Source organism: Rhodococcus sp. 008 (genome assembly GCF_001682295.1).
Taxonomy (GTDB): Bacteria; Actinomycetota; Actinomycetes; order Mycobacteriales; family Mycobacteriaceae; genus Rhodococcus_F; species Rhodococcus_F qingshengii.
The window spans coordinates 1,910,800-1,928,889 of record NZ_CP012749.1; the positions used below are offsets into that span (position 1 = coordinate 1,910,800).

Annotated in this window: 18 protein-coding genes; 8 read left to right on the top strand and 10 right to left on the bottom strand. The window is 61.6% G+C overall.

The features are described from left to right. Positions 1-24: 24 nt before the first annotated feature. A complete protein-coding gene (locus AOT96_RS09015; RefSeq protein ID WP_225320185.1) occupies positions 25-387 on the top strand; it encodes a hypothetical protein in 363 nt (120 codons plus the stop codon). Between the two features lie 7 nt (positions 388-394). Here the strand turns inward: AOT96_RS09015 and AOT96_RS09020 are convergent, their stop codons facing one another. The 3 genes from AOT96_RS09020 to AOT96_RS09030 are packed head-to-tail and all read right to left on the bottom strand — an operon-like array spanning position 395 to position 3,896. Further along, the gene (locus AOT96_RS09020; RefSeq protein WP_065351616.1) at positions 395-2,032 is read right to left on the bottom strand and encodes an AMP-binding protein; all 1,638 of its coding nucleotides are present in this window, start codon (positions 2,030-2,032) and stop codon (positions 395-397) included. Between the two features lie 14 nt (positions 2,033-2,046). Then, entirely contained in the window at positions 2,047-2,511 is a 465-nt protein-coding gene (locus AOT96_RS09025) for a MaoC family dehydratase (RefSeq protein ID WP_003943225.1), read from the bottom strand. Between the two features lie 14 nt (positions 2,512-2,525). Continuing rightward, the gene (locus tag AOT96_RS09030) at positions 2,526-3,896 is read right to left on the bottom strand and encodes an MFS transporter (RefSeq protein ID WP_007735697.1); all 1,371 of its coding nucleotides are present in this window, start codon (positions 3,894-3,896) and stop codon (positions 2,526-2,528) included. 219 nt (positions 3,897-4,115) lie between these two features. Between AOT96_RS09030 and AOT96_RS09035 the strand changes: the two genes are divergently transcribed. Next, positions 4,116-4,814, top strand: coding sequence for a TetR/AcrR family transcriptional regulator (locus tag AOT96_RS09035; protein WP_225320187.1), 699 nt, complete (start codon positions 4,116-4,118; stop codon positions 4,812-4,814). A 38-nt stretch (positions 4,815-4,852) separates the two neighbouring features. Then, positions 4,853-5,704: a PHP domain-containing protein gene (locus AOT96_RS09040; RefSeq protein WP_065351617.1), complete on the top strand. Its 852-nt coding sequence runs from the start codon at positions 4,853-4,855 to the stop codon at positions 5,702-5,704. A gap of 298 nt (positions 5,705-6,002) precedes the next feature. On the opposite strand, the gene AOT96_RS09050 is transcribed toward AOT96_RS09040, so the two are convergent. Both AOT96_RS09050 and AOT96_RS09055 read right to left on the bottom strand, forming a co-directional pair. Then, positions 6,003-6,530: a CinA family protein gene (locus AOT96_RS09050; RefSeq protein ID WP_007735692.1), complete on the bottom strand. Its 528-nt coding sequence runs from the start codon at positions 6,528-6,530 to the stop codon at positions 6,003-6,005. A 77-nt stretch (positions 6,531-6,607) separates the two neighbouring features. After that, a complete protein-coding gene (locus AOT96_RS09055; RefSeq protein WP_051649630.1) occupies positions 6,608-7,756 on the bottom strand; it encodes a glutamate--cysteine ligase 2 in 1,149 nt (382 codons plus the stop codon). 160 nt (positions 7,757-7,916) lie between these two features. Here AOT96_RS09055 and AOT96_RS09060 point away from each other — a divergent pair, with 160 nt between their 5' ends. Further along, positions 7,917-8,222: a hypothetical protein gene (locus AOT96_RS09060; RefSeq protein WP_007735689.1), complete on the top strand. Its 306-nt coding sequence runs from the start codon at positions 7,917-7,919 to the stop codon at positions 8,220-8,222. Positions 8,223-8,279: 57 nt separating this feature from the next. Here AOT96_RS09060 and AOT96_RS09065 read toward each other — a convergent pair whose 3' ends face one another. The 4 genes from AOT96_RS09065 to AOT96_RS09080 form a co-directional block, all read right to left on the bottom strand. After that, positions 8,280-8,549: a DUF7218 family protein gene (locus AOT96_RS09065; protein ID WP_003943161.1), complete on the bottom strand. Its 270-nt coding sequence runs from the start codon at positions 8,547-8,549 to the stop codon at positions 8,280-8,282. Positions 8,550-8,636: 87 nt separating this feature from the next. Continuing rightward, complete coding sequence (locus AOT96_RS09070; RefSeq protein WP_003943216.1) at positions 8,637-10,805, bottom strand: catalase; 2,169 nt, start codon at positions 10,803-10,805, stop codon at positions 8,637-8,639. Between the two features lie 142 nt (positions 10,806-10,947). Further along, the gene (mbp1, locus tag AOT96_RS09075; RefSeq protein WP_003943084.1) at positions 10,948-11,184 is read right to left on the bottom strand and encodes a microaggregate-binding protein 1; all 237 of its coding nucleotides are present in this window, start codon (positions 11,182-11,184) and stop codon (positions 10,948-10,950) included. Between the two features lie 302 nt (positions 11,185-11,486). Then, complete coding sequence (locus AOT96_RS09080; RefSeq protein WP_223304477.1) at positions 11,487-11,951, bottom strand: hypothetical protein; 465 nt, start codon at positions 11,949-11,951, stop codon at positions 11,487-11,489. A 281-nt stretch (positions 11,952-12,232) separates the two neighbouring features. On the opposite strand from AOT96_RS09080, the gene helR reads away from it, so the two are divergent. Beyond that, the gene (helR, locus tag AOT96_RS09085; protein WP_083197601.1) at positions 12,233-14,455 is read left to right on the top strand and encodes an RNA polymerase recycling motor ATPase HelR; all 2,223 of its coding nucleotides are present in this window, start codon (positions 12,233-12,235) and stop codon (positions 14,453-14,455) included. Here the strand turns inward: helR and AOT96_RS09090 are convergent. Further along, positions 14,417-15,178, bottom strand: coding sequence for an IclR family transcriptional regulator (locus AOT96_RS09090; protein ID WP_003942865.1), 762 nt, complete (start codon positions 15,176-15,178; stop codon positions 14,417-14,419). The two genes, helR and AOT96_RS09090, sit on opposite strands and share 39 nt — an antisense overlap. A gap of 69 nt (positions 15,179-15,247) precedes the next feature. On the opposite strand from AOT96_RS09090, the gene AOT96_RS09095 reads away from it, so the two are divergent. Genes AOT96_RS09095 through dmpG form a run of 3 tightly spaced genes read left to right on the top strand, consistent with a single transcriptional unit; the run spans position 15,248 to position 18,041 of the window. Beyond that, on the top strand, positions 15,248-16,075 hold the full coding sequence (locus AOT96_RS09095; RefSeq protein ID WP_064113555.1) for a 2-keto-4-pentenoate hydratase: 828 nt from the start codon (positions 15,248-15,250) through the stop codon (positions 16,073-16,075). Beyond that, positions 16,072-17,016: an acetaldehyde dehydrogenase (acetylating) gene (locus AOT96_RS09100; RefSeq protein WP_054825055.1), complete on the top strand. Its 945-nt coding sequence runs from the start codon at positions 16,072-16,074 to the stop codon at positions 17,014-17,016. Before AOT96_RS09095 ends, AOT96_RS09100 begins: the two co-directional genes overlap by 4 nt. 44 nt (positions 17,017-17,060) lie before the next feature. After that, positions 17,061-18,041, top strand: coding sequence for a 4-hydroxy-2-oxovalerate aldolase (dmpG, locus tag AOT96_RS09105; RefSeq protein WP_042448265.1), 981 nt, complete (start codon positions 17,061-17,063; stop codon positions 18,039-18,041). Positions 18,042-18,090: the final 49 nt, after the last annotated feature.

An 18,090-nucleotide genomic window follows, 5' to 3' on the forward strand; every position in this document is an offset into this window, starting at 1 on the left:
ACTCAACTCCAGGCGTGGTGGACAATGTTTCTCAGCGACCAGTCAATTCGTCACCACACCCGCCGTTTCGGAGCAGCTCTGTCGCCTTCACACAAGTGGCCTCCGCCCACCGAAACACAGCGCATCGCACGCTGGAGTGAGCGGTCGGAGATGCTCGGCGCGCTGTCGGTACTCCTGTTCTGGGCTTTCGGCTTCGGCATCCTGCTGGGCGTCGGCGCGATCACAACAGGAATCTTCGCGCTCCGACGTCACCCGAAGAAGTCTGGCGGGCATCTGCTCTCGAATGCCCGCCAGCTGCCATGGGATGCAATAGTCGGCCTCTTCACCGGATTCATCGGTCTGGCACTGAGCGGCTGGTTCTTCGTCGTGGTCCTACCCAACATGTAGCCCTCTGCTAGCCGAGTCCGTTCGCGGAGGTGGCCAGCGCTCGGAGTTCACGTCGGAGGATCTTGCCGGTAGTGGTGAGCGGCAAGCTGTCGATGAACGTGATCTCCCTCGGGTACTGGTAGAAAGCAAGGCGACTTTTCACGTGGGTCTGCAACTCCTGACGGAGCTCCTCCGAGGAGTTCGACCCCTCGGACAGTACGACAAAAGCGTGAACCGCTTCGCCGCGCAACGGATCCGGAACACCGATGACACCTGCCATGGCTACCTCGTCGTGCGAGAGCAGGCACTCTTCGATCTCTCCGGGGCCGATTCGGTACCCCGCGGACGAAATGACGTCATCGGCACGTCCCTGATACCAGAAGTTCCCGGCGTCATCAGTCCGACCCAGATCACCGGTGTGAATCCAACCGTCGTACACCTTTTCATCGGTCTTCGACGGCTGGTTCCAATATCCGAGGAACTGTCCGGGGTTGCCTGCCTTCACACAGATCTCGCCTACCTCACCAATCTCGACCGGCTCGCCGAGTGGATCGAGGAGGGTGACTTCGAAGCCGGGGAAGGCGCGGCCCATCGAACCGCTGGCGGGACTCCACTTCGACCGCGACGTGCCGATGGTCAGATTCATTTCCGTCTGCCCGTAGAACTCGTTGACAGCTACGCCGAGAGTGCTCGCAACCCAGGCTTGCAGCGCGTCACCGAGTGCCTCACCACCGGTTCCCAATGCCCGCAGCTGAATACCACGCGCAGCAGTCTTGTCGACGCCGATGCTTCGCATCTGCTTGAGGGCAGTGGGAGGAATGAAGGCGCCCGTCACCTTGTGACGGCTCAGAATCTCGACCGCACGCGAAGGCGTGAATTTGTCGGGCGTCGCAACTACGGGGCACCCCAACGCAAGTGCGGGGAACAGTACGTCGAACAAACCACCGATCCAGGCCCAGTCTGCCGGCGTCCAGAAGACGTCTCCCAGCTGCGGAGCATTGTCGAACGCCGTCCGCATACCGGGCATGTGCGCCAGGAGAATTCGGTGCCCGTGGAGCGCGCCTTTCGGATTCCCGGTCGTCCCTGAGGTGTAGATGATGATGGCATGTGAATCGGGGCCCGTGGCTACCAGTTCACTACTTTCTGCGGCATCGTCGACGAGGCTGTGGAAATCGAGGATTTGCACGGGCGTCGAATCGGAGAGCCGATCGAGCCTTCTGACCACGATTACGGCTTCGAGACCCGGTATCTCACCGATTCCGTCGGCAACTCTTTCATAGCAGTCCTTCTCGACCACAAGAACTTTCGCGCCGGAGTCACGCATCCGATGTACTAACGCATCCGATCCGAACTTGACCGAAAGTGGAACGGTGACCATTCCGGATCGGAAGGCGCCCAGATGTGTCGCCAGAACCTCGATTCCCTGTGGGACCATCACACCGACGCGATCGCCTGAGACCAGGCCGAGATCCGCGAGCACGGTCGCGAACTTTCGGCTCATCGTGGCGACTTCACCGAATGTGTACCGCGCCCAGTGCCCACCGGTGTCTACGACGAGGGCCAGATCATCGGGATTCTGTACATCGACACATGCGTGCGCAATGTTGAAGTGCTCTGGCACAGCCCATTCGAAGTGTTCTGCTTCGAGGTCCTGCCACCATGACATATGCCGCCGAGAACTCACCGAGCACCCACTTCGAGGTCGAGGGAATGGGTCTCGCCTACCAGGAATGAGAATTCGCCGGAGAAGACAAGGTCTCCGTCTTGGTTGACGAGTGAGCCTTTCGACGTCACGATCGCGGTCTCACCGTCCGAGCGAGGGCGCACCGACAGCACTTCCGACACCGCATGCACCGAGTCGCCGAGGTAAGTCGGCCGGTGGAATCTGACCTGATCGAGCCCGTAGAAGCACTGCAGGTAACGGGGGTCCAACTCCACCAGACCGAGCAAGGTGGACAACATGAGGGCACCGTGGGCGATCTGGCGACCGAAGCGCGTCTGCTGCGCGTAGTCGGGGTCGAGGTGAAGGGGATGGCGGTCCCAGGTGAGGTCGGCGAAACTTCGCACATAGTCTTCGGTGACGACCCGCGGGTCCGTCACCGCAATGTCTCCGACAGAGATCTCTTCGAAACTCTTTGTGATCATTGAAGTTTCCTCTATTAGTTGACAACCGTGGAGCGTTGATCGACCGGCGGCAGATACGCCCCGTTGTCATCGATGTACATGTCGCGACTTCCTTCGTCGAGGTCGGTGTCACGGACGAAGTAGACGCTGATCAGCGAAATAACAGACAGGGCAGCGATATACACAGCGACCGCAAGCGATCCACCGGTTGCGCGAACCAACATGGCGGCAACCATCGGCGCGATTGCACCACCCAAGAGCACCCCGATCTGAAAAGCGATGGACGCTGCGCTGTACCGCACCCGTGCGTCGAACAGTTCCGCGATGAACGTCGCCTGCGGCCCGTACGAGATGCTGAGCATGAATGCGCCGACTGCCAATGCGCCGGTGGTGATCCAGAAGTTGCCGGTATCTATCGCGGCGAATGCAACGAAGACCCACACTCCCATGCCGGTGATGCCGACCATCAGGATCCGGCGTCGGCCGAATTTTTCGGACAGTTGACCGAAGATCGGAATGAAGATGACTGCAACGAGCGCGGACACCATGACCGCTCCGAGCATGAGGTTTCCGGACAGCAGATCGAACTGATCGGCGTAGGTCAGGCTGTAGGTGTTGAGGATGTAGAAGTAAGCGCCCGTGCTGATCATCGAACCTGCGGCAAGAATGATTTGACGAGGGTAGTTCTTGAACGCGTCGACCATCGGAATCTTGACCGCAGTGTTCTGCTGCTTCACGCGAGCGAATGCGGGAGTCTCTTCCAACGCGGTGCGAATGTAAAGCCCGACGGCGACCAACGCGATACTCAGCAGGAAGGGAATTCTCCACCCCCACACCAGGAATTGGTCCCCGGTGAGCGCCTTGGTGCCGAACATGACGGCCGTCGCCAGCAGAAGGCCAGCAGGCACACCGACCTGCGGCATACTGCCGTAGAAACCGCGGCGGTTCTTGGGTGCGTATTCCACAGCAGTCAGAACTGCACCGCCCCACTCACCCCCGACGCCGAAGCCCTGAATCAGTCTCAGCAATACGAGAAGAATCGGGGCCCACACACCGATCTGGGCGGAGGTCGGAAGGACGCCGACCAGGAACGTCGCTGCTCCCATCAAGAGAAGTGCGAGCACCAAGACCTTCTTGCGTCCGATGCGGTCGCCGAAGTGGCCCATCACAACACCGCCGAGTGGCCGCGCCAGGAAGCCGACAGCGAAGGTGGCGAAGGAAAGAATTGTCGCCAGCGCGGGGTCTGCGCCCGAAAAGAACAGCGGCGCAAAGACCAACGCGGCGGAGGCGCCGTAGATCTGAAAGTCGTACCACTCGATCGTGGTGCCGACCAGAACCGATCCGGCCACACGCCGCAGGGCAGGCCTGTCGACAGTTGCGGGAGATGGGGGATTCGCGTCGTTCATGTCATTGCTCCTTGTATGGAGTGCCCTGTTAGCTCTCGCACCGAGAGGGAGGCTCGACAAGGAGACTATGCAGTGACCCAGGGCACAGTCAAGCGTATTTCAATCGATCGATTGATTATTTGAGATGCAATTTGCCAGTTCACAAACAGCTATCAATCGACTGATTGACAGCCGGTCGATTTCGGCGGCGATGCTAGCATGATTGGGCAACCAACCGAAATGAGGATCATGGACCTGGGGCGCGTTCAACGGGCGGCAGTCACGCTGTTCGCGACGAAAGGATTCGCCGCCACCGGCATTCGTGAGCTCGGAGCCGAAGCCGGCATCAACTCGGCAACGCTCTACCACTACGTCGGCAGCAAAGAGTCACTGTTGGCCTCGATCATTCGGTCCTGCCTCGACGAGCTGACGCAGTCGGGAGAGCGGGCAATGCGCCGAAGCGCCGATCCCGTAGTCCAGCTCGCCGGCCTGGTGTCGTCACACGTCGGCATTACCGCCGTCAACCAACTGACTGCCCGCGTCGCCGAGTACGAGATGCGCGGGTTGACCGGAGACAACCGCATCGAGTTGCAGACCCTGCGCGACGAGTACGAGCAACTTTTCGGACAGATCCTCGAACGCGGACAACGCGTGGGCGCCTTCGACATCGAAGATCTGGCATTGAGCCGACTCGCGATACTCGAGATGTGTACCGGGGTCGCGCATTGGTACCGGCCCGGTGGGCGTCTCGAGTTGGAAGATGTCCAGCGATTCTTCGTCAGCACCACGTGCAAGCTTCTGTCGGTTCCGTCCGACGAACTGCACGGTGTGGAGTTCATTCACGACGTCCGAAAGCTGGACAGCGAGCCCGAGACTCAGTCCTCCGAGATCTGGGGAACCACTGCACAGAGCGAATTCGCGCGACAGTCCGAGCTTTAACCGCCCCCCGAAACTCCCGGCTCTGGTACGAACTGAACATGCAACTACCCGCGGACAGTCATGTTCACAGCGAGTGGTCGTGGGACACCGGTGGACCGCTGTCGCACGCATCCGGACGAATGCAACAGACTTGCGCGCGTGCCGAAGCAATCGGATTGCCGGCGTTGGTGTTCACCGAGCATCTCGACTTCGATGCTCGGTGGCGCACAACCGCCGCAGATCTGATGCCCCATCAACATCACCTGCTGAGCACCGACGGCTATGTCCGCGCACCGATCCTCGACGTCGACGGCTATCTCGACAGCATCGAACGATGCCGACACCGTTTTCCTGAATTGCGGATACTCACCGGCGTCGAGTTCGGACAACCGCACCTGCACGAAGCGCAGGCGTCGCACCTCCTTGATCTCGGTGTCATCGACCGGGTATTGGGTTCCTTGCACACGCTCGAAGTCGGCGACGATCGGAGTGAACCGAACACTCTGTTTCGAAAGTGGAGCGCCGACGAAGTCATGTGGGCATACCTCGATGAGATCCCGCGTATGGTGGCTGACTCTCGGACCTTCGAGGTGTTCACCCATATCGACTACGCGGTGCGTGCATGGCCGATCGAAAGTGCCGGACCTTTCGATCCCCGTCGATTCGAAGAGGGATTCCGAAATGCGATGCGCGCCATCGCCGACAGCGACCGGATCCTCGAGATGAACACCCGTCGGCTGTGGCCCTGGATACCCCAATGGTGGAGCGAAGAGGGAGGTAAAGCGGTGACATTCGGCAGCGATGCACATGTGCCCGAAGCTCTGGCAGCCAATTTTCCGGAAGCGACCGCGATGCTCGCACACTACGGATTCCGTCCGGGTCAACGTCCCGAAGAGTATTGGACCCGCTGATCCGCCTGATTCCCAGACCGATATTTCCGTGAACTCGGGTTGTCGGAGACGGATCAACCCGCAATAGTCGATGTATGGATCGGTACAAAATCACGATGCCCGACGGCTCTTCGACCGAGGAACCTTTCAATTCCGACAAGGAAGCAATCACTTGCGCAGTGGATGCGAACCGAGGAGTCAGCAAGAACCTCGTAGTCGAAAAATACACGGCCGACGGTCATCTGGTTCCAACCGCGCAGGCGCCTGCGAAACACACAGGTCGTCACAAGAAGAACCGTTCGAAGAGTTGAAAACTCGACTAGTTCACAACTCTCGAACTCGGTGTGTGGCGACCGGATGCGTGACGCAGAAGTAGTTGGATCGCGTGCTCGACAGTTGCACCGAGGACAGCTTCGGGGTCGCCCGAGAAAACCTGCTTCTCCGTTTCGGCGGTCCCATGGTCGACGACTCCGAACCACACAGTTCCGGGTCGAACGTTCTCCTGGGTATCAGGACCGGCTTCACCGGTGACGGCCAGCGCCAGCGACGCACCCATCAGAGTGGCGGTGCTGTGCGCCATGACCCTGGCTGCCTCTTCGCAGACCACTGGCCCGTCCGGAACATGAAGTACGGAATGTTTCACCTCGCGGGTGTACGCGACGATCCCACCACAAAACCACGATCCGGCGTCCGGCGCCTTTCCCAGATGTGCGGCGATGTTCCCGGCAGTCAACGATTCCGCCGTCGCCACCGACAGACCGTGTTCCTCTACTGCCGCAGCCAATTGCCTGCACATATCGTCGAGATCCTTGTCCGACGGAAGCTCGGGTCGTGGATCGCCATTCATATGTTCCTCCTCCTGCAGTCCGATCGGTGACTTCGACAAGACATTGAAAGTTCTCGAATGCCCATTCCAACCGTGCCTTACAGCTCACTGCCCCCTTGCGAACTGCACCCTTCGAAAGTGCGTCGAGCGCACTCGTCGATCACATCAGCTACACGTGACCGACGCGTGAGTTGACGGCGCTGCACGATCGCCCCGTTTCCGTTACTGAACACCTTGTCCAAGGAGGCCGTGACCTGCTCGAATTCTCCGAATGCAGTCAACGCAGGTTCGACGTGATCCACCAATTGCCGAACCGCCTGGTGTGCAGTCAGCAAGCGCACGGATTCCACGTCCAGCGACCTCCCGTCGAGTCCGTCACGCGCCGCCCGCCAGCAAGCCGCGCGGAGTAGCTCGTGATCGACGGCAGGCGCTGCTTCACCTTTCGTGATCGCGGCGGATGCGGTACCGACGAGTGCCTGCACCAGTGTGGCCAGAGTCATCGTCTCCTCCACGGTGGCGGGCACGTCGCTGATCCGAATCTCCACGGTGGGAAGGTGATCCGACATGCGCACATCCCAATAGACCATGTGTGGATCGAGAATGACCCCTGTCTCCAGCATTGCTGCAACAGCATCTTCGTAGTGCGCCACGGACTCGAAGTAGGGCGGCGGACCCGAACTGGGCCATCGGCCGAACAGAACGTAACGCCAACTCGCATAACCGGTATCGCGACCGGCGCTGATCGGAGAGTTCGCCGTCAGTGCCAACAAGGTCGGTAACCATGGGCGCAGATGGTTGATGATCTGGACCGATCGTTCTCGATCTTCCACACCGACATGAATGTGGCAACCACACATCACACCTTCGGTGATCGCTCCGAATTGACCGGCCATTCGCTGGTATCGCGACGTTTGAGTGATCTCGTCTACCGGCGGATCGTAGAACGGCGTCCCGACTGCGATGAGTTGACAACCCACACGGGCAGCGGCGTCGGCGGTGACGGCACGCGACTCACAGAGTTGATCACGAAGATCACGAATATGGTTTCCGATCGACGTGGACGTCTCCACCTGACAGCGCGTGAGTTCGAGTTGCAGCGAGATACCGAGTTCCCGCCCGGCGGCAGCAACCTCGGAGTTGCGCAGAGCGGGATGTCCAGTCTGCGGATCGCAGAGCAAGAACTCCTCTTCGACACCGAGAGTCGGTGTACCTACCGAGAATATGTCGGGAGTCGGCTTCGCGTTCATAGGCCTTCCTCGCACCGGTTTTCATCCACTTCCGATACTTCGAGCGTACGACCTTCTACCCCTTTCGGCACTACTCCAACCGTTTCATCCAGTCACCGATCGGGTAGTTGCCCTGTGGACCGACGACGAGCGAAGAATCGCAAGTCTTCATGAGCTCAGGATGGAGTGTGCCGTGACAAACGCGAGCGAAAGTTCACCGGTAGATGACGAACACACAAATCGATCGCACGTAGGGGAGGCAATCAGCGACGGTCGCAACTATCCCGGATACCTGCTGATCGGGCTGGGTCTGGCAACACTCGGATTGACCTTGGTGGCAGCAGGTTACGGATTTCGTGGTTGGGCAGTCATTGCCGGCGTCGTGTGCGTGGTGTCCTTCATCGTCGGAACACTGGCCATCTTGATGGAACACCGACGGGTCAAACGACTGGAAGGTCAGGAACTCTTCGATCAAGAAGGGCACTGAACCGACCGCTCGAGTCGTATTCTGCACAAGCAGAATACGACTCGAGCAGAACACAGCTCAGTGAGTGCGGAGTTGCTCGATCAGCTCACCCTTGTTCAGCTTCGAATAGCCGTGCAGATCGAGTTCCTTGGCACGTTTCTTCAGCTCGTCGACTGTCCACTCCTCGTACGGCGAGGATTGTCCGCCGGACTTGGCGACATTCGACCGCCCTCGATTGGCGGCCGCATTGGAGATTCGGGCCGCCTTCTCCTTGGAATCGCCCTTCTCGCGTAGCTCTTCGTAGAGTTCTTGATCCTTGAGTTGAGGTTGTGAGTCCTTGCGAGCCACTGTTTCGTCCCTTCACTCGTCTTCACTCCGACGGTGTGGCCGAACTGGCAATTCGGCCACACCGCAGGTTCGAACGTACGTCGGCACTCAGGATGTAGGCGGCACCTCGAAACGCCCCCACACGCGGTGCGTCTTCAGAAGCTGAGCCAGCGAGGCGAGCGCTCCTTCCGCGTCTGCATCGACGACGACTCCCAATGCAGACTCGTCGATACCGGCCGCAGCCAGCGCACTCATGCTCTCTCCCCAACCACCAATTGCCTTGCTGTGACGATACATTTCGTTCAGCAGAGTCTCCACCCGTGGATCCAACTTGCCCTCGCCGATCCGAGAAACGTCGCCGCTCAGCAGGATTGCATCGAATTCGATCGAACGAGCTGTGAGGTACGTTCGCTGCACCGTCACCGCGTCGTCACCGTCCCCGATGGTTCCGCCGTGCGGGCCGAGGATCAGCGGCACCATGCCGGCGTCGAAGATCTTGTCTCGAACGGCGACAACCGTTTCGAGATCGGAGTTCTCATCGACCAGTAGTGCGATGATCCTTCCGTCTACCGGCCATTCCGCACCAACCTGGGACAGTGCAGGGCTGAGCTCCGGATCACTCAACGGCTCGGTCGGTTCGGGAACCGGAAGGCCAAGCCCCCCTGCGACGATCGACACGAGACCCGCGTCGATATTTGCCAAGATGCCCAGATTCCGGGTCTTGATGTTCTCCTCGTAGCACTTACCCAATTCGAAGGTATACGCCTGCGCGACGTGCTCCTGTTCGACAGGGGAGAGACTGCGATAGAAGAGTCGAGCTTGCGAGAAGTGATCGTCGAACGATGCCGGCGCCTGCCTCACCTTTCGCCCTGAAACTTCTTCGGGCACCTCGATATAGGCCGCGCTCTCCGCCGAGGCCAAGAACGGGCACCCACCGTCCAACGAATTGGGATGGTACGGCGCAACTCCGGTATGTACACCGTCCTGATGAAAGCCGTCGCGAAGCATGTCGTTGACAGGCGCGTGAGGCCGGTTGATCGGGATCTGATCGAAATTGGGGCCACCGAGTCGCGTGATCTGGGTGTCGAGGTACGAGAACAAACGTGCCTGCAGGAGACGATCGTTGGTGATGTCGACACCCGGAACCAAGTGACCCGGATGGAATGCAACCTGCTCGGTCTCGGCGAAGAAGTTCGTCGGATTGGCGTCGAGTGTCATCGTTCCGATGACCTGAACCGGCGCGAGTTCTTCGGGCACGATCTTGGTGGGATCCAATAGATCTATGCCTTCGAACATTTCGTCTTCGGTATCAGGGAACACCTGCACGCCCAGATCCCAGGACGGATATGCGCCCGCCTCGATGGCGTCGGCAAGATCGCGTCGATGGAAATCCGGATCCACACCGCCGGCGATCTGCGCTTCCTCCCACACGAGTGAATGCACTCCGGCGGCCGGCTTCCAGTGGAATTTCACCAGATTCGTCTCGCCGTCGGCATTCACGAGCCTGAACGTGTGAATACCGAAGCCCTCCATCATGCGATAGGAGCGCGGGATGCCGCGATCGGACATGTTCCACAATGTGTGCGCCGTGGCCTCGGTGTGCAGCGACACGAAATCCCAGAATGTGTCGTGCGCGCTCTGCGCCTGCGGGATCTCGCGGTCCGGGTGGGGCTTCGCGGCATGGATGATGTCCGGGAATTTGATGCCGTCCTGGATGAAGAACACCGGGATGTTGTTGCCCACCAGGTCGAAGACACCTTCGTCGGTGTAGAACTTGGTGGCGAAACCGCGTGTGTCGCGTACGGTGTCCGCCGAACCTCGTGAACCCAGCACCGTCGAGAACCGCACGAACACCGGGGTTCGAGCACCGGAAGCGAACACCGATGCTTTACAGATGTTTTCGGCCGCGCCATTCGCCAGGAACGTTCCGTGTGCGGCCGCCCCGCGGGCGTGGACGACGCGCTCCGGAATTCGCTCGTGATCGAAGTGTGTAATCTTCTCACGCAGGTGGTGGTCTTGAAGAAGAGTCGGGCCGCGCTCGCCGGCAGTGAGTGAGTGGTCGGTCTCGTAGAGACGTGTACCGGTTGCGGTGGTGAGGTACTCCCCCCGCTGGCCGCGACCGTTTCCCTTCACCTTCTCCTCGGCACCCGCGACGGTACGCACCTCCGGCTGCCGCTGGTCATCCTTGGGCGGCAACGGCTGTCGAGGCTTGACCGGCTCTTTCAGGTCCGGCGCTTTCGGGGCCGGTGCACCTGGGACGGACTGAGATGAAGGCATCGAACAGCTCCTCTTGATCGTCATGCTGGGCGCAAGAATCTTGTTACGCCTTATGTAAGTAGAGATTTCAAACTGAACGCGGAGCCACGACTCACCCCCGGCTGGGATCAATCCCAGGCCGAGGGTGACGAGTGCGTCAGGGCTATTGCTCGGACTTCTGTCGCGCTTCGTCCGCGGCCGCTTCTGCGCGAGCCTTCTCGGCTTCTGCCTCTTTCTTCGCGACTTCTCGCTGGCTTTCGGCCTTGTCCTGCTGGGCGCGGCCCTCTCGGGTCAAACTGTCGTTTCCGGAAACCGCACCCACGGCTTCCTTGGCCTTACCCTTGACGTCCTCTACGACGCCTTTGATTCCCTCGCTGGGACCGCTCTTGTCATCTGGCACGTTGACCCTCCAATACGTTTCGGATTGTTGCTCAGGAATCCCACACAGGTAGGAATCCCCCACAGAAGGCCCTACCCCGTCGAAATTCGCATAAACATCCGTGCACCGACACGCCGCAACGCGTACAAGAAGCGGCCACCGAGGGGAGTGCCGTTCACTCTCGTGTGTTATTCAGTGCTCATGAGCCAGTTACAGACCGATCCCCCCGTGGGCGGAACGCTGTCCACGATTCGCGCGCTTGCGCCCAACCTGGCTCCGATCGAGCGATGCGTCTCGAACATCTCAAATAGCAAACAGCATTCTCAGAAACTGTTTACCGGGCACAGGAATTGGCGGGACTCGTTCCAGAAGGGGAAGAGGTCGGTGGTGGTGGCCGTGGGGTGGTCGATCTCGGCGAGAGTGTAGAAATCGAGAATCGTCCGCCCGGCGGTTGCGCTGACCTCGCATGCCTGCAAGCTCAGTTTCGCCTCCGCCACGAAGCCGATACTGCGGGCGAAAGGTCCGAGGATCCCGGCATTGACAAAACCCTCGAGGTTTTGTCCCCACTGGTTGTAGTCCGACTGCAAAGCAAAGCTGCATGTTTCACCGAACAACTCGGTGCAGGTTGTCGGCTTCCCACCGATCGTGTGAACCGTATCGGCGAGCTCGTGCGAAGTACCTTCGCGCGGTGATCCGGAAAGGAGAAGCAAGACGGCGACGGCCAAGGCAACCACCAGAAGGATGCTCGCGGCCGTTGCCAGTATCGCCTTCACAATCCCTCGATCCACGTAAGTTCATGAGGGGAACCGTTTTTGGAACACCGGTCACTGGATTTGTACCCGTGACACTCGGGGTCCAAACATCGACCAGGCTGGGAGCCGTGCATCAGGCTGGGGGGTCGCGAGAGGATCTGTGGGAAAAAGCCGGGGGAGGATCGACACTCCCTTCCACTATCAATGTATATCGCACCGGGGGCCTTGCGGCAAGGCCCGGGTAGTGCCGCAGAATGGCTCTTCCGATCCCGCACGACCCACTACGGGATCGGAACAGCCAGCGGAAGTGAGGGCACGTGCCAACCCAGGGATACGAAGAAGAACTGCGATCCGAGCGGAACTATGTGGAGGGGCTCTACGCTCGCCTCGATGCGGAGCGCGCCCGAGTCAAGGGCAGGTACAACACCGCTCTGCGCGGAAACGGCGAAGCACTCATGGAACGCGACGCCGAGGTGCGCGCGCTCGCCAAAGAGGTGAAGAGGCTGGACGTAGCCGACAACGGCCTGTGCTTCGGCCGGTTGGACTCGCTGTCGGGTGAGACTTCGTACATCGGCCGAATCGGCCTTCTCGATGCGGACAACGACTACGAACCGGTGCTGCTCGATTGGCGGGCGCCGGCATCTCGCCCGTTCTACGTTGCCACCGCTGCAAACCCGGAGAACATGCGTCGACGCCGTCAGTTCCACACACGCAGTCGACACGTGGTCGATTTCACCGACGAGGTACTCGGGCGCCCTGACGGCGCGGAACACGACACCCACAGCGATTCCGCCTTGCTCGCAGCAGTCAATGCACCCCGCGGTGAGGGAATGCGGGACATCGTGGCCACGATCCAGGCCGAACAGGACGACATCGTCCGACTCGAACACCCCGGGGTGCTGGTGATCGAAGGTGGCCCCGGTACCGGGAAAACCGTCGTCGCCTTGCACCGCGTCGCCTACCTGCTCTACACGCAGCGTGAGCGAATGGAACGTCACGGCGTTCTCGTGGTCGGGCCGAACCCGGCGTTCCTGAACCACATCGGCCGCGTACTGCCCTCACTGGGCGAGTCCGACGTGGTGTTCATGACCACCGGTGATCTCGTTCCCGGTCTACGCGTCACCGCCGAGGACACTCCGGAGGCCGCTGGGCTCAAAGGTTCGCTGAAGATCCTGGACGTTCTCGGCGCAGCGATTGCCGATCACCAACGATTGCCCGAGAACCCACTGTTGATCGAATTGGCGGACGTCACAGTGCGAATCGACGCCGAAACTGCGGAATGGGCCCGAGAAGAAGCTCGTTCGAGCGGACTCCCCCACAACGACGCTCGGACTGTGTTCACCGAAATCGTCACCTGGGCACTGACCGAGCGGGCGATAGCGCGGATCGGTAAGGGATGGTTGACACGCAGTGACCGTGAAGCCTGGGAACAAGTGCGCGCAGATCTGACCGCAGAGTTGGCGGAGAATGACGCGTTTGCCGCCGCACTCGACGCACTCTGGCCGATCCTGACACCGAAAGAGCTACTGACACAGCTGTTTACTTCGCCGGAACGCCTACGCAAGGCAGGCGCAGACGAGACACTGTTGCGCCGAGAGGGCGATGCCTGGACGGTGTCCGACGTTCCGCTTCTCGACGAATTGGTGGACATGCTCGGCCGGGACAAGCCCGTCGACCAGAGTGCCGAACGTGAACGCCGCGACGAGGCTGCGTATGCAGCGGGCGTGCTGGACATGATGATCAGTCGCGAAGACTTGATGGACGACGAGGATCATCTCCTCGCCCAGGACATGCTGTACGGCGAGGACCTGGCGGATCGTTTCGTCGAACGCGATACCCGGGAGCTCGCCGAACGCGCTGCTGCTGACCGAGACTGGACGTACAGGCATATCGTGGTCGACGAGGCACAAGAGCTGTCCGAGATGGACTGGCGAGTCCTGATGCGCCGTTGCCCGGACCGGTCTTTCACGGTGGTAGGCGATCTCGCGCAACGACGTTCACCCGCAGGTGCTCGCTCGTGGGCGACGATGATGGAGCCGTACGTTCCCGGCCGCTGGATCTACCGATCCCTGTCGGTGAACTATCGCACCCCCGCCGAGATCATGAGCGTCGCCGCCGCCTTGCTCGCCGAGTTCGCGCCAGACGTCCAGCCACCCGAGTCCGTCCGCGCCTGCGGGGTCCAACCGTGGTCCAAGCGAATCTCCGCCGACGAACTAGCCTCCGCCATCGACGAATTCAATCAGGACGAGGCCGGACGCGAGGGTACGAGCGTCGTCATCGGACCTGCGAGTGTGCCCGGCGCTGTGCCGGTTTCGGAAACGAAGGGCCTCGAGTTCGATGCCGTGCTCGTCGTGGAACCGGAGCGAATCATCGCCGACGGTCCACGTGGCGCCTCGGAGCTCTATGTCGCCCTCACCCGCGCAACCCAACGTCTCGGCGTCTTACACGAGGGGCCATTGCCGCACGCATTGACCGGGCTCGTCCGGGTCGGGACGGCCAGATCACCGCAGTCGTTCGCGGCGAGCGATGGTGCTGTGTAGGCCTTCGGCAGCGGCGCGAACGTAGGACACCTGGCTCTCGGGGACGAAGCGACTGGTGGGACCGGTGACACTGATGGCGGCGACGGGTTTGTCGTTGGTTCCGAAAACCGGCGCTGCAACGCACGCGAGACCCGGCGCTGATTCCTCGCGCTCGAACGCAATACCGGTCTCGACCACTCGGTTCAGTTGGGTATTGAGAATGCCGGGCGCAACAATTGTGTGCGGGGTTCGGCGCGTCATCGGTTCCGACAGCACCTCGCGGCGAAACTCGTTGTCGGAGAATGCCAGGAGCGCCTTGCCGATCGCGGTGCAATAAAGCGGTATCCGGCCGCCGGTCCGGGACGGCGAGTTGGCTTGCCGGTGTCCGCCGATCTTCGCGACGTACACGACGTCGTGGCCGTCACGGACCCCCAGGTGGACTGTCTCGTGGGTCCGCTCGTACAGGTCCTGGAGGAACGGCATCGCCATCTCCAGGAGGCTACGTTCGAGAGAGGCGAGCATGCCGAGTTCGAAGAGGCCGCCGCTGAGCCGGTAGCCACCGTCGATACGGTCGAGTAGCCGGTTCGCGACCAGTTCGTTGGCCAGGCGGTGCACCGTCGCCTTGTGCAGGCCCGTCCGCTGGACCAGGGTGGCCAGAGGCAACACGTGGTCGTCGGCCCGGAAGGCGCGCAGGATCGTCACCGCCTTGCCGAGCACGGTGTCGAGGTTTGCGCTGCCAGTCACCTCCCCAGCGTATCGCTGAGTGAGACAGTTCCCTGGCGCAATCTCGGTGCCGCGGCGAAAGTAGTGGCCATGAGCCAGCCCACGAATACCAGTACAGCTAGCGAGACCGACATCGCAGCTGCTGCGGACCGCCTCGCAGCCGCCATCGCGAGCGGCACTCCCTGCGCGCCCGTGCGCGATCTGATCGGCGCCGACGACCTCGTCGCCGCCTACGCCGTCCAGCGCCGCGTCGACGAAATCCGTCGGCAGGCGGGGGCCGTGGTCGTAGGCCGCAAGATCGGCCTGACCTCGGTGGCAGTCCAGCAGCAGCTCGGTGTCGACCAGCCCGACCTCGGCGTGCTGTACGCCGACATGGAGTTCCCCGCGGGCGGCGCCATCCCCATGAGCCGTTTGATCCAGCCCAAGGTCGAAGCGGAAGTTGCCTTCGTGCTCGGTGCCGACCTCGTGGACGGACCGCTGGACAGTGCGCAGGTGCGCGGTGCGATCGACTACGCCGTCGCCGCGATCGAGATCTGCGACAGCCGCATCGAGTCGTGGGACATCAAGTTCGGTGACACCGTCGCCGACAATGCGTCCTCGGGCGTGTACGTCCTGGGAACCGAACGACGCACCCTCGACGAGGTGGAACCCGCCGGCGTCGTCATGTCGATGTCCGTCGACGGCACCGAGGTGTCCACCGGCGTCGGAACCGCCTGCCTGGGCGATCCGATCGAAGCCGTCGTCTGGCTCGCCCGCACTGCACGTGAGTTGGGGCAGCCGCTGACCGCAGGGCAGGTGATCCTGTCCGGCGCTCTCGGCCCCATGGCACCGGTCACCGCAGGCAACGAAGTCACCGTGACCGTCTCCGGGCTCGGTTCCGTCACCACCAGTTTCTCCAGCGAAGAGGACAACGCATGAGCAAGGTCAAGGTCGCGATCATCGGATCGGGCAATATCGGCACGGATCTGATGATCAAGGTGCTGCGTAACTCCGACCATCTGGAGATGGGCGCGATGGTCGGTATCGACCCCGCGTCGGACGGCCTCGCTCGCGCGGCGCGTCTGAACGTGCCGATCACGGCAGAAGGCGTCGAAGGCCTTGTCGGTCTGCCGAACTTCGACGAGATCGAGATCGTCTTCGACGCCACCTCGGCAAAGGCTCACGTGGCCAACAACGCGCGGCTGGCTCCCCTCGGCAAGCGCATGATCGACCTGACGCCTGCCGCGATCGGACCGTACGTCGTACCGGCCGTCAACGCGGACGAGCACTTGGACGCACCCAACGTCAACATGGTGACGTGTGGCGGCCAGGCCACCATCCCGATGGTTGCCGCTGTTTCTCGGGTCGTCCCGGTGGCGTATGCGGAGATCGTCGCGTCCATCGCCTCCAAGTCGGCCGGTCCCGGAACGCGCGCCAACATCGACGAGTTCACCGAGACCACTTCCGAGGCGATCGTGGCAGTCGGCGGCGCTCGTCGCGGCAAGGCCATCATCATCCTCAACCCCGCTGAGCCGCCGCTCATCATGCGCGACACGGTCTTCTGCCTCGTCGACGCACCGGATCCGGCTGTTCACGACGAGATCCGTCAGTCGATCGAGAAGATGGTCGGCGACGTCTCGGCCTACGTCCCGGGCTACCGCCTCAAGCAGGAAGTCCAGATCACCGAGATCCCGGCCGACCAGCCGGTCGAGACGTTGCTCGTCGACGGCAATCGCCCCACCCACCAGGTGTCGGTGTTCCTCGAGGTCGAGGGCGCGGCACACTACCTGCCTGCGTACGCCGGCAATCTCGACATCATGACGTCCGCCGGAATGCAGATCGCGGAGCGCATCGCCCAGCAGAAGGAAGCAACCAAGTGAGCAACCGCAAGATCTTCGTCCAGGACGTCACCCTTCGTGACGGCATGCACGCTGTCCGCCACCGCATTTCGCCCACCGACGTCAAGCGGATCGTCACAGCTCTCGACGCTGCCGGCGTCGACGCGATCGAAGTAGCACACGGTGACGGCCTCGCCGGCGGCTCGCTCAACTACGGCCCCGGCTCGAACACCGACTGGGAATGGATCGAAGCAGCGGCCGAGGTACTCGAGCACGCTCGTCTCACCACGCTGCTACTTCCGGGTGTCGGCACGATCAGTGAACTCAAGCATGCCTACGACCTCGGTGTTCGCTCGGTTCGCGTTGCCACGCACTGCACCGAGGCCGACGTCTCCGCGCAGCACATCGAAACCGCCCGCGAGATCGGCATGGACGTCTCGGGCTTCCTGATGATGAGCCACATGGCGCCTGCCGAAGAACTGGCCAAGCAGGCCAAGTTGATGGAATCGTATGGCGCGCACTGCGTCTACGTCACCGACTCGGGTGGACGTCTGGTGATGAACGACGTCGCGGATCGTGTTCGTGCATACCGCGACATCCTGGACGAGGGCACCGAAATCGGTATCCACGCCCATGAGAATCTCTCACTCTCGGTTGCCAATTCCGTTGTCGCAGTGCAGAACGGCGTCACCCGCGTCGATGCTTCGCTTGCCGGTCACGGCGCCGGTGCCGGCAACTGCCCCCTCGAGGCCTTCATCGCCGTCGCCAACATCGAAGAGTGGGAGCACGGCTGCGACCTGTTCGCCCTGCAGGATGCCGCCGACGACATCGTCCGACCACTGCAGGACCGGCCGGTCCGCGTCGATCGCGAAACCCTCACTCTCGGCTACGCCGGCGTGTACTCGAGCTTCCTGCGCCACGCCGAAGCTGCGTCGGAGCGCTACGGAATCGACGTTCGCACACTGCTGCTCGAAGCTGGACGCCGCCGTCTGGTGGGTGGTCAGGAGGACATGATCGTCGACATCGCGCTCACCCTCGCAGCGCAGGCGACAAAGGAAGCAGTCTGACGCGCTGCCGAGTTCGCTGACACCCGAGTCCCGCTCCCGTCTCCGGACG

Coding starts and splice junctions, on each gene's coding strand:
- AOT96_RS09015 (WP_225320185.1), top strand. CDS start 25: ATGTTTCTCAGCGACCAGTCAATTCGTCACCACACCCGCCGTTTCGGA.
- AOT96_RS09020 (WP_065351616.1), bottom strand. CDS start 2,032: ATGTCATGGTGGCAGGACCTCGAAGCAGAACACTTCGAATGGGCTGTG.
- AOT96_RS09025 (WP_003943225.1), bottom strand. CDS start 2,511: ATGATCACAAAGAGTTTCGAAGAGATCTCTGTCGGAGACATTGCGGTG.
- AOT96_RS09030 (WP_007735697.1), bottom strand. CDS start 3,896: ATGAACGACGCGAATCCCCCATCTCCCGCAACTGTCGACAGGCCTGCC.
- AOT96_RS09035 (WP_225320187.1), top strand. CDS start 4,116: ATGAGGATCATGGACCTGGGGCGCGTTCAACGGGCGGCAGTCACGCTG.
- AOT96_RS09040 (WP_065351617.1), top strand. CDS start 4,853: ATGCAACTACCCGCGGACAGTCATGTTCACAGCGAGTGGTCGTGGGAC.
- AOT96_RS09050 (WP_007735692.1), bottom strand. CDS start 6,530: ATGAATGGCGATCCACGACCCGAGCTTCCGTCGGACAAGGATCTCGAC.
- AOT96_RS09055 (WP_051649630.1), bottom strand. CDS start 7,756: ATGAACGCGAAGCCGACTCCCGACATATTCTCGGTAGGTACACCGACT.
- AOT96_RS09060 (WP_007735689.1), top strand. CDS start 7,917: ATGGAGTGTGCCGTGACAAACGCGAGCGAAAGTTCACCGGTAGATGAC.
- AOT96_RS09070 (WP_003943216.1), bottom strand. CDS start 10,805: ATGCCTTCATCTCAGTCCGTCCCAGGTGCACCGGCCCCGAAAGCGCCG.
- AOT96_RS09095 (WP_064113555.1), top strand. CDS start 15,248: ATGAGCCAGCCCACGAATACCAGTACAGCTAGCGAGACCGACATCGCA.
- AOT96_RS09100 (WP_054825055.1), top strand. CDS start 16,072: ATGAGCAAGGTCAAGGTCGCGATCATCGGATCGGGCAATATCGGCACG.
- dmpG (WP_042448265.1), top strand. CDS start 17,061: ATGCACGCTGTCCGCCACCGCATTTCGCCCACCGACGTCAAGCGGATC.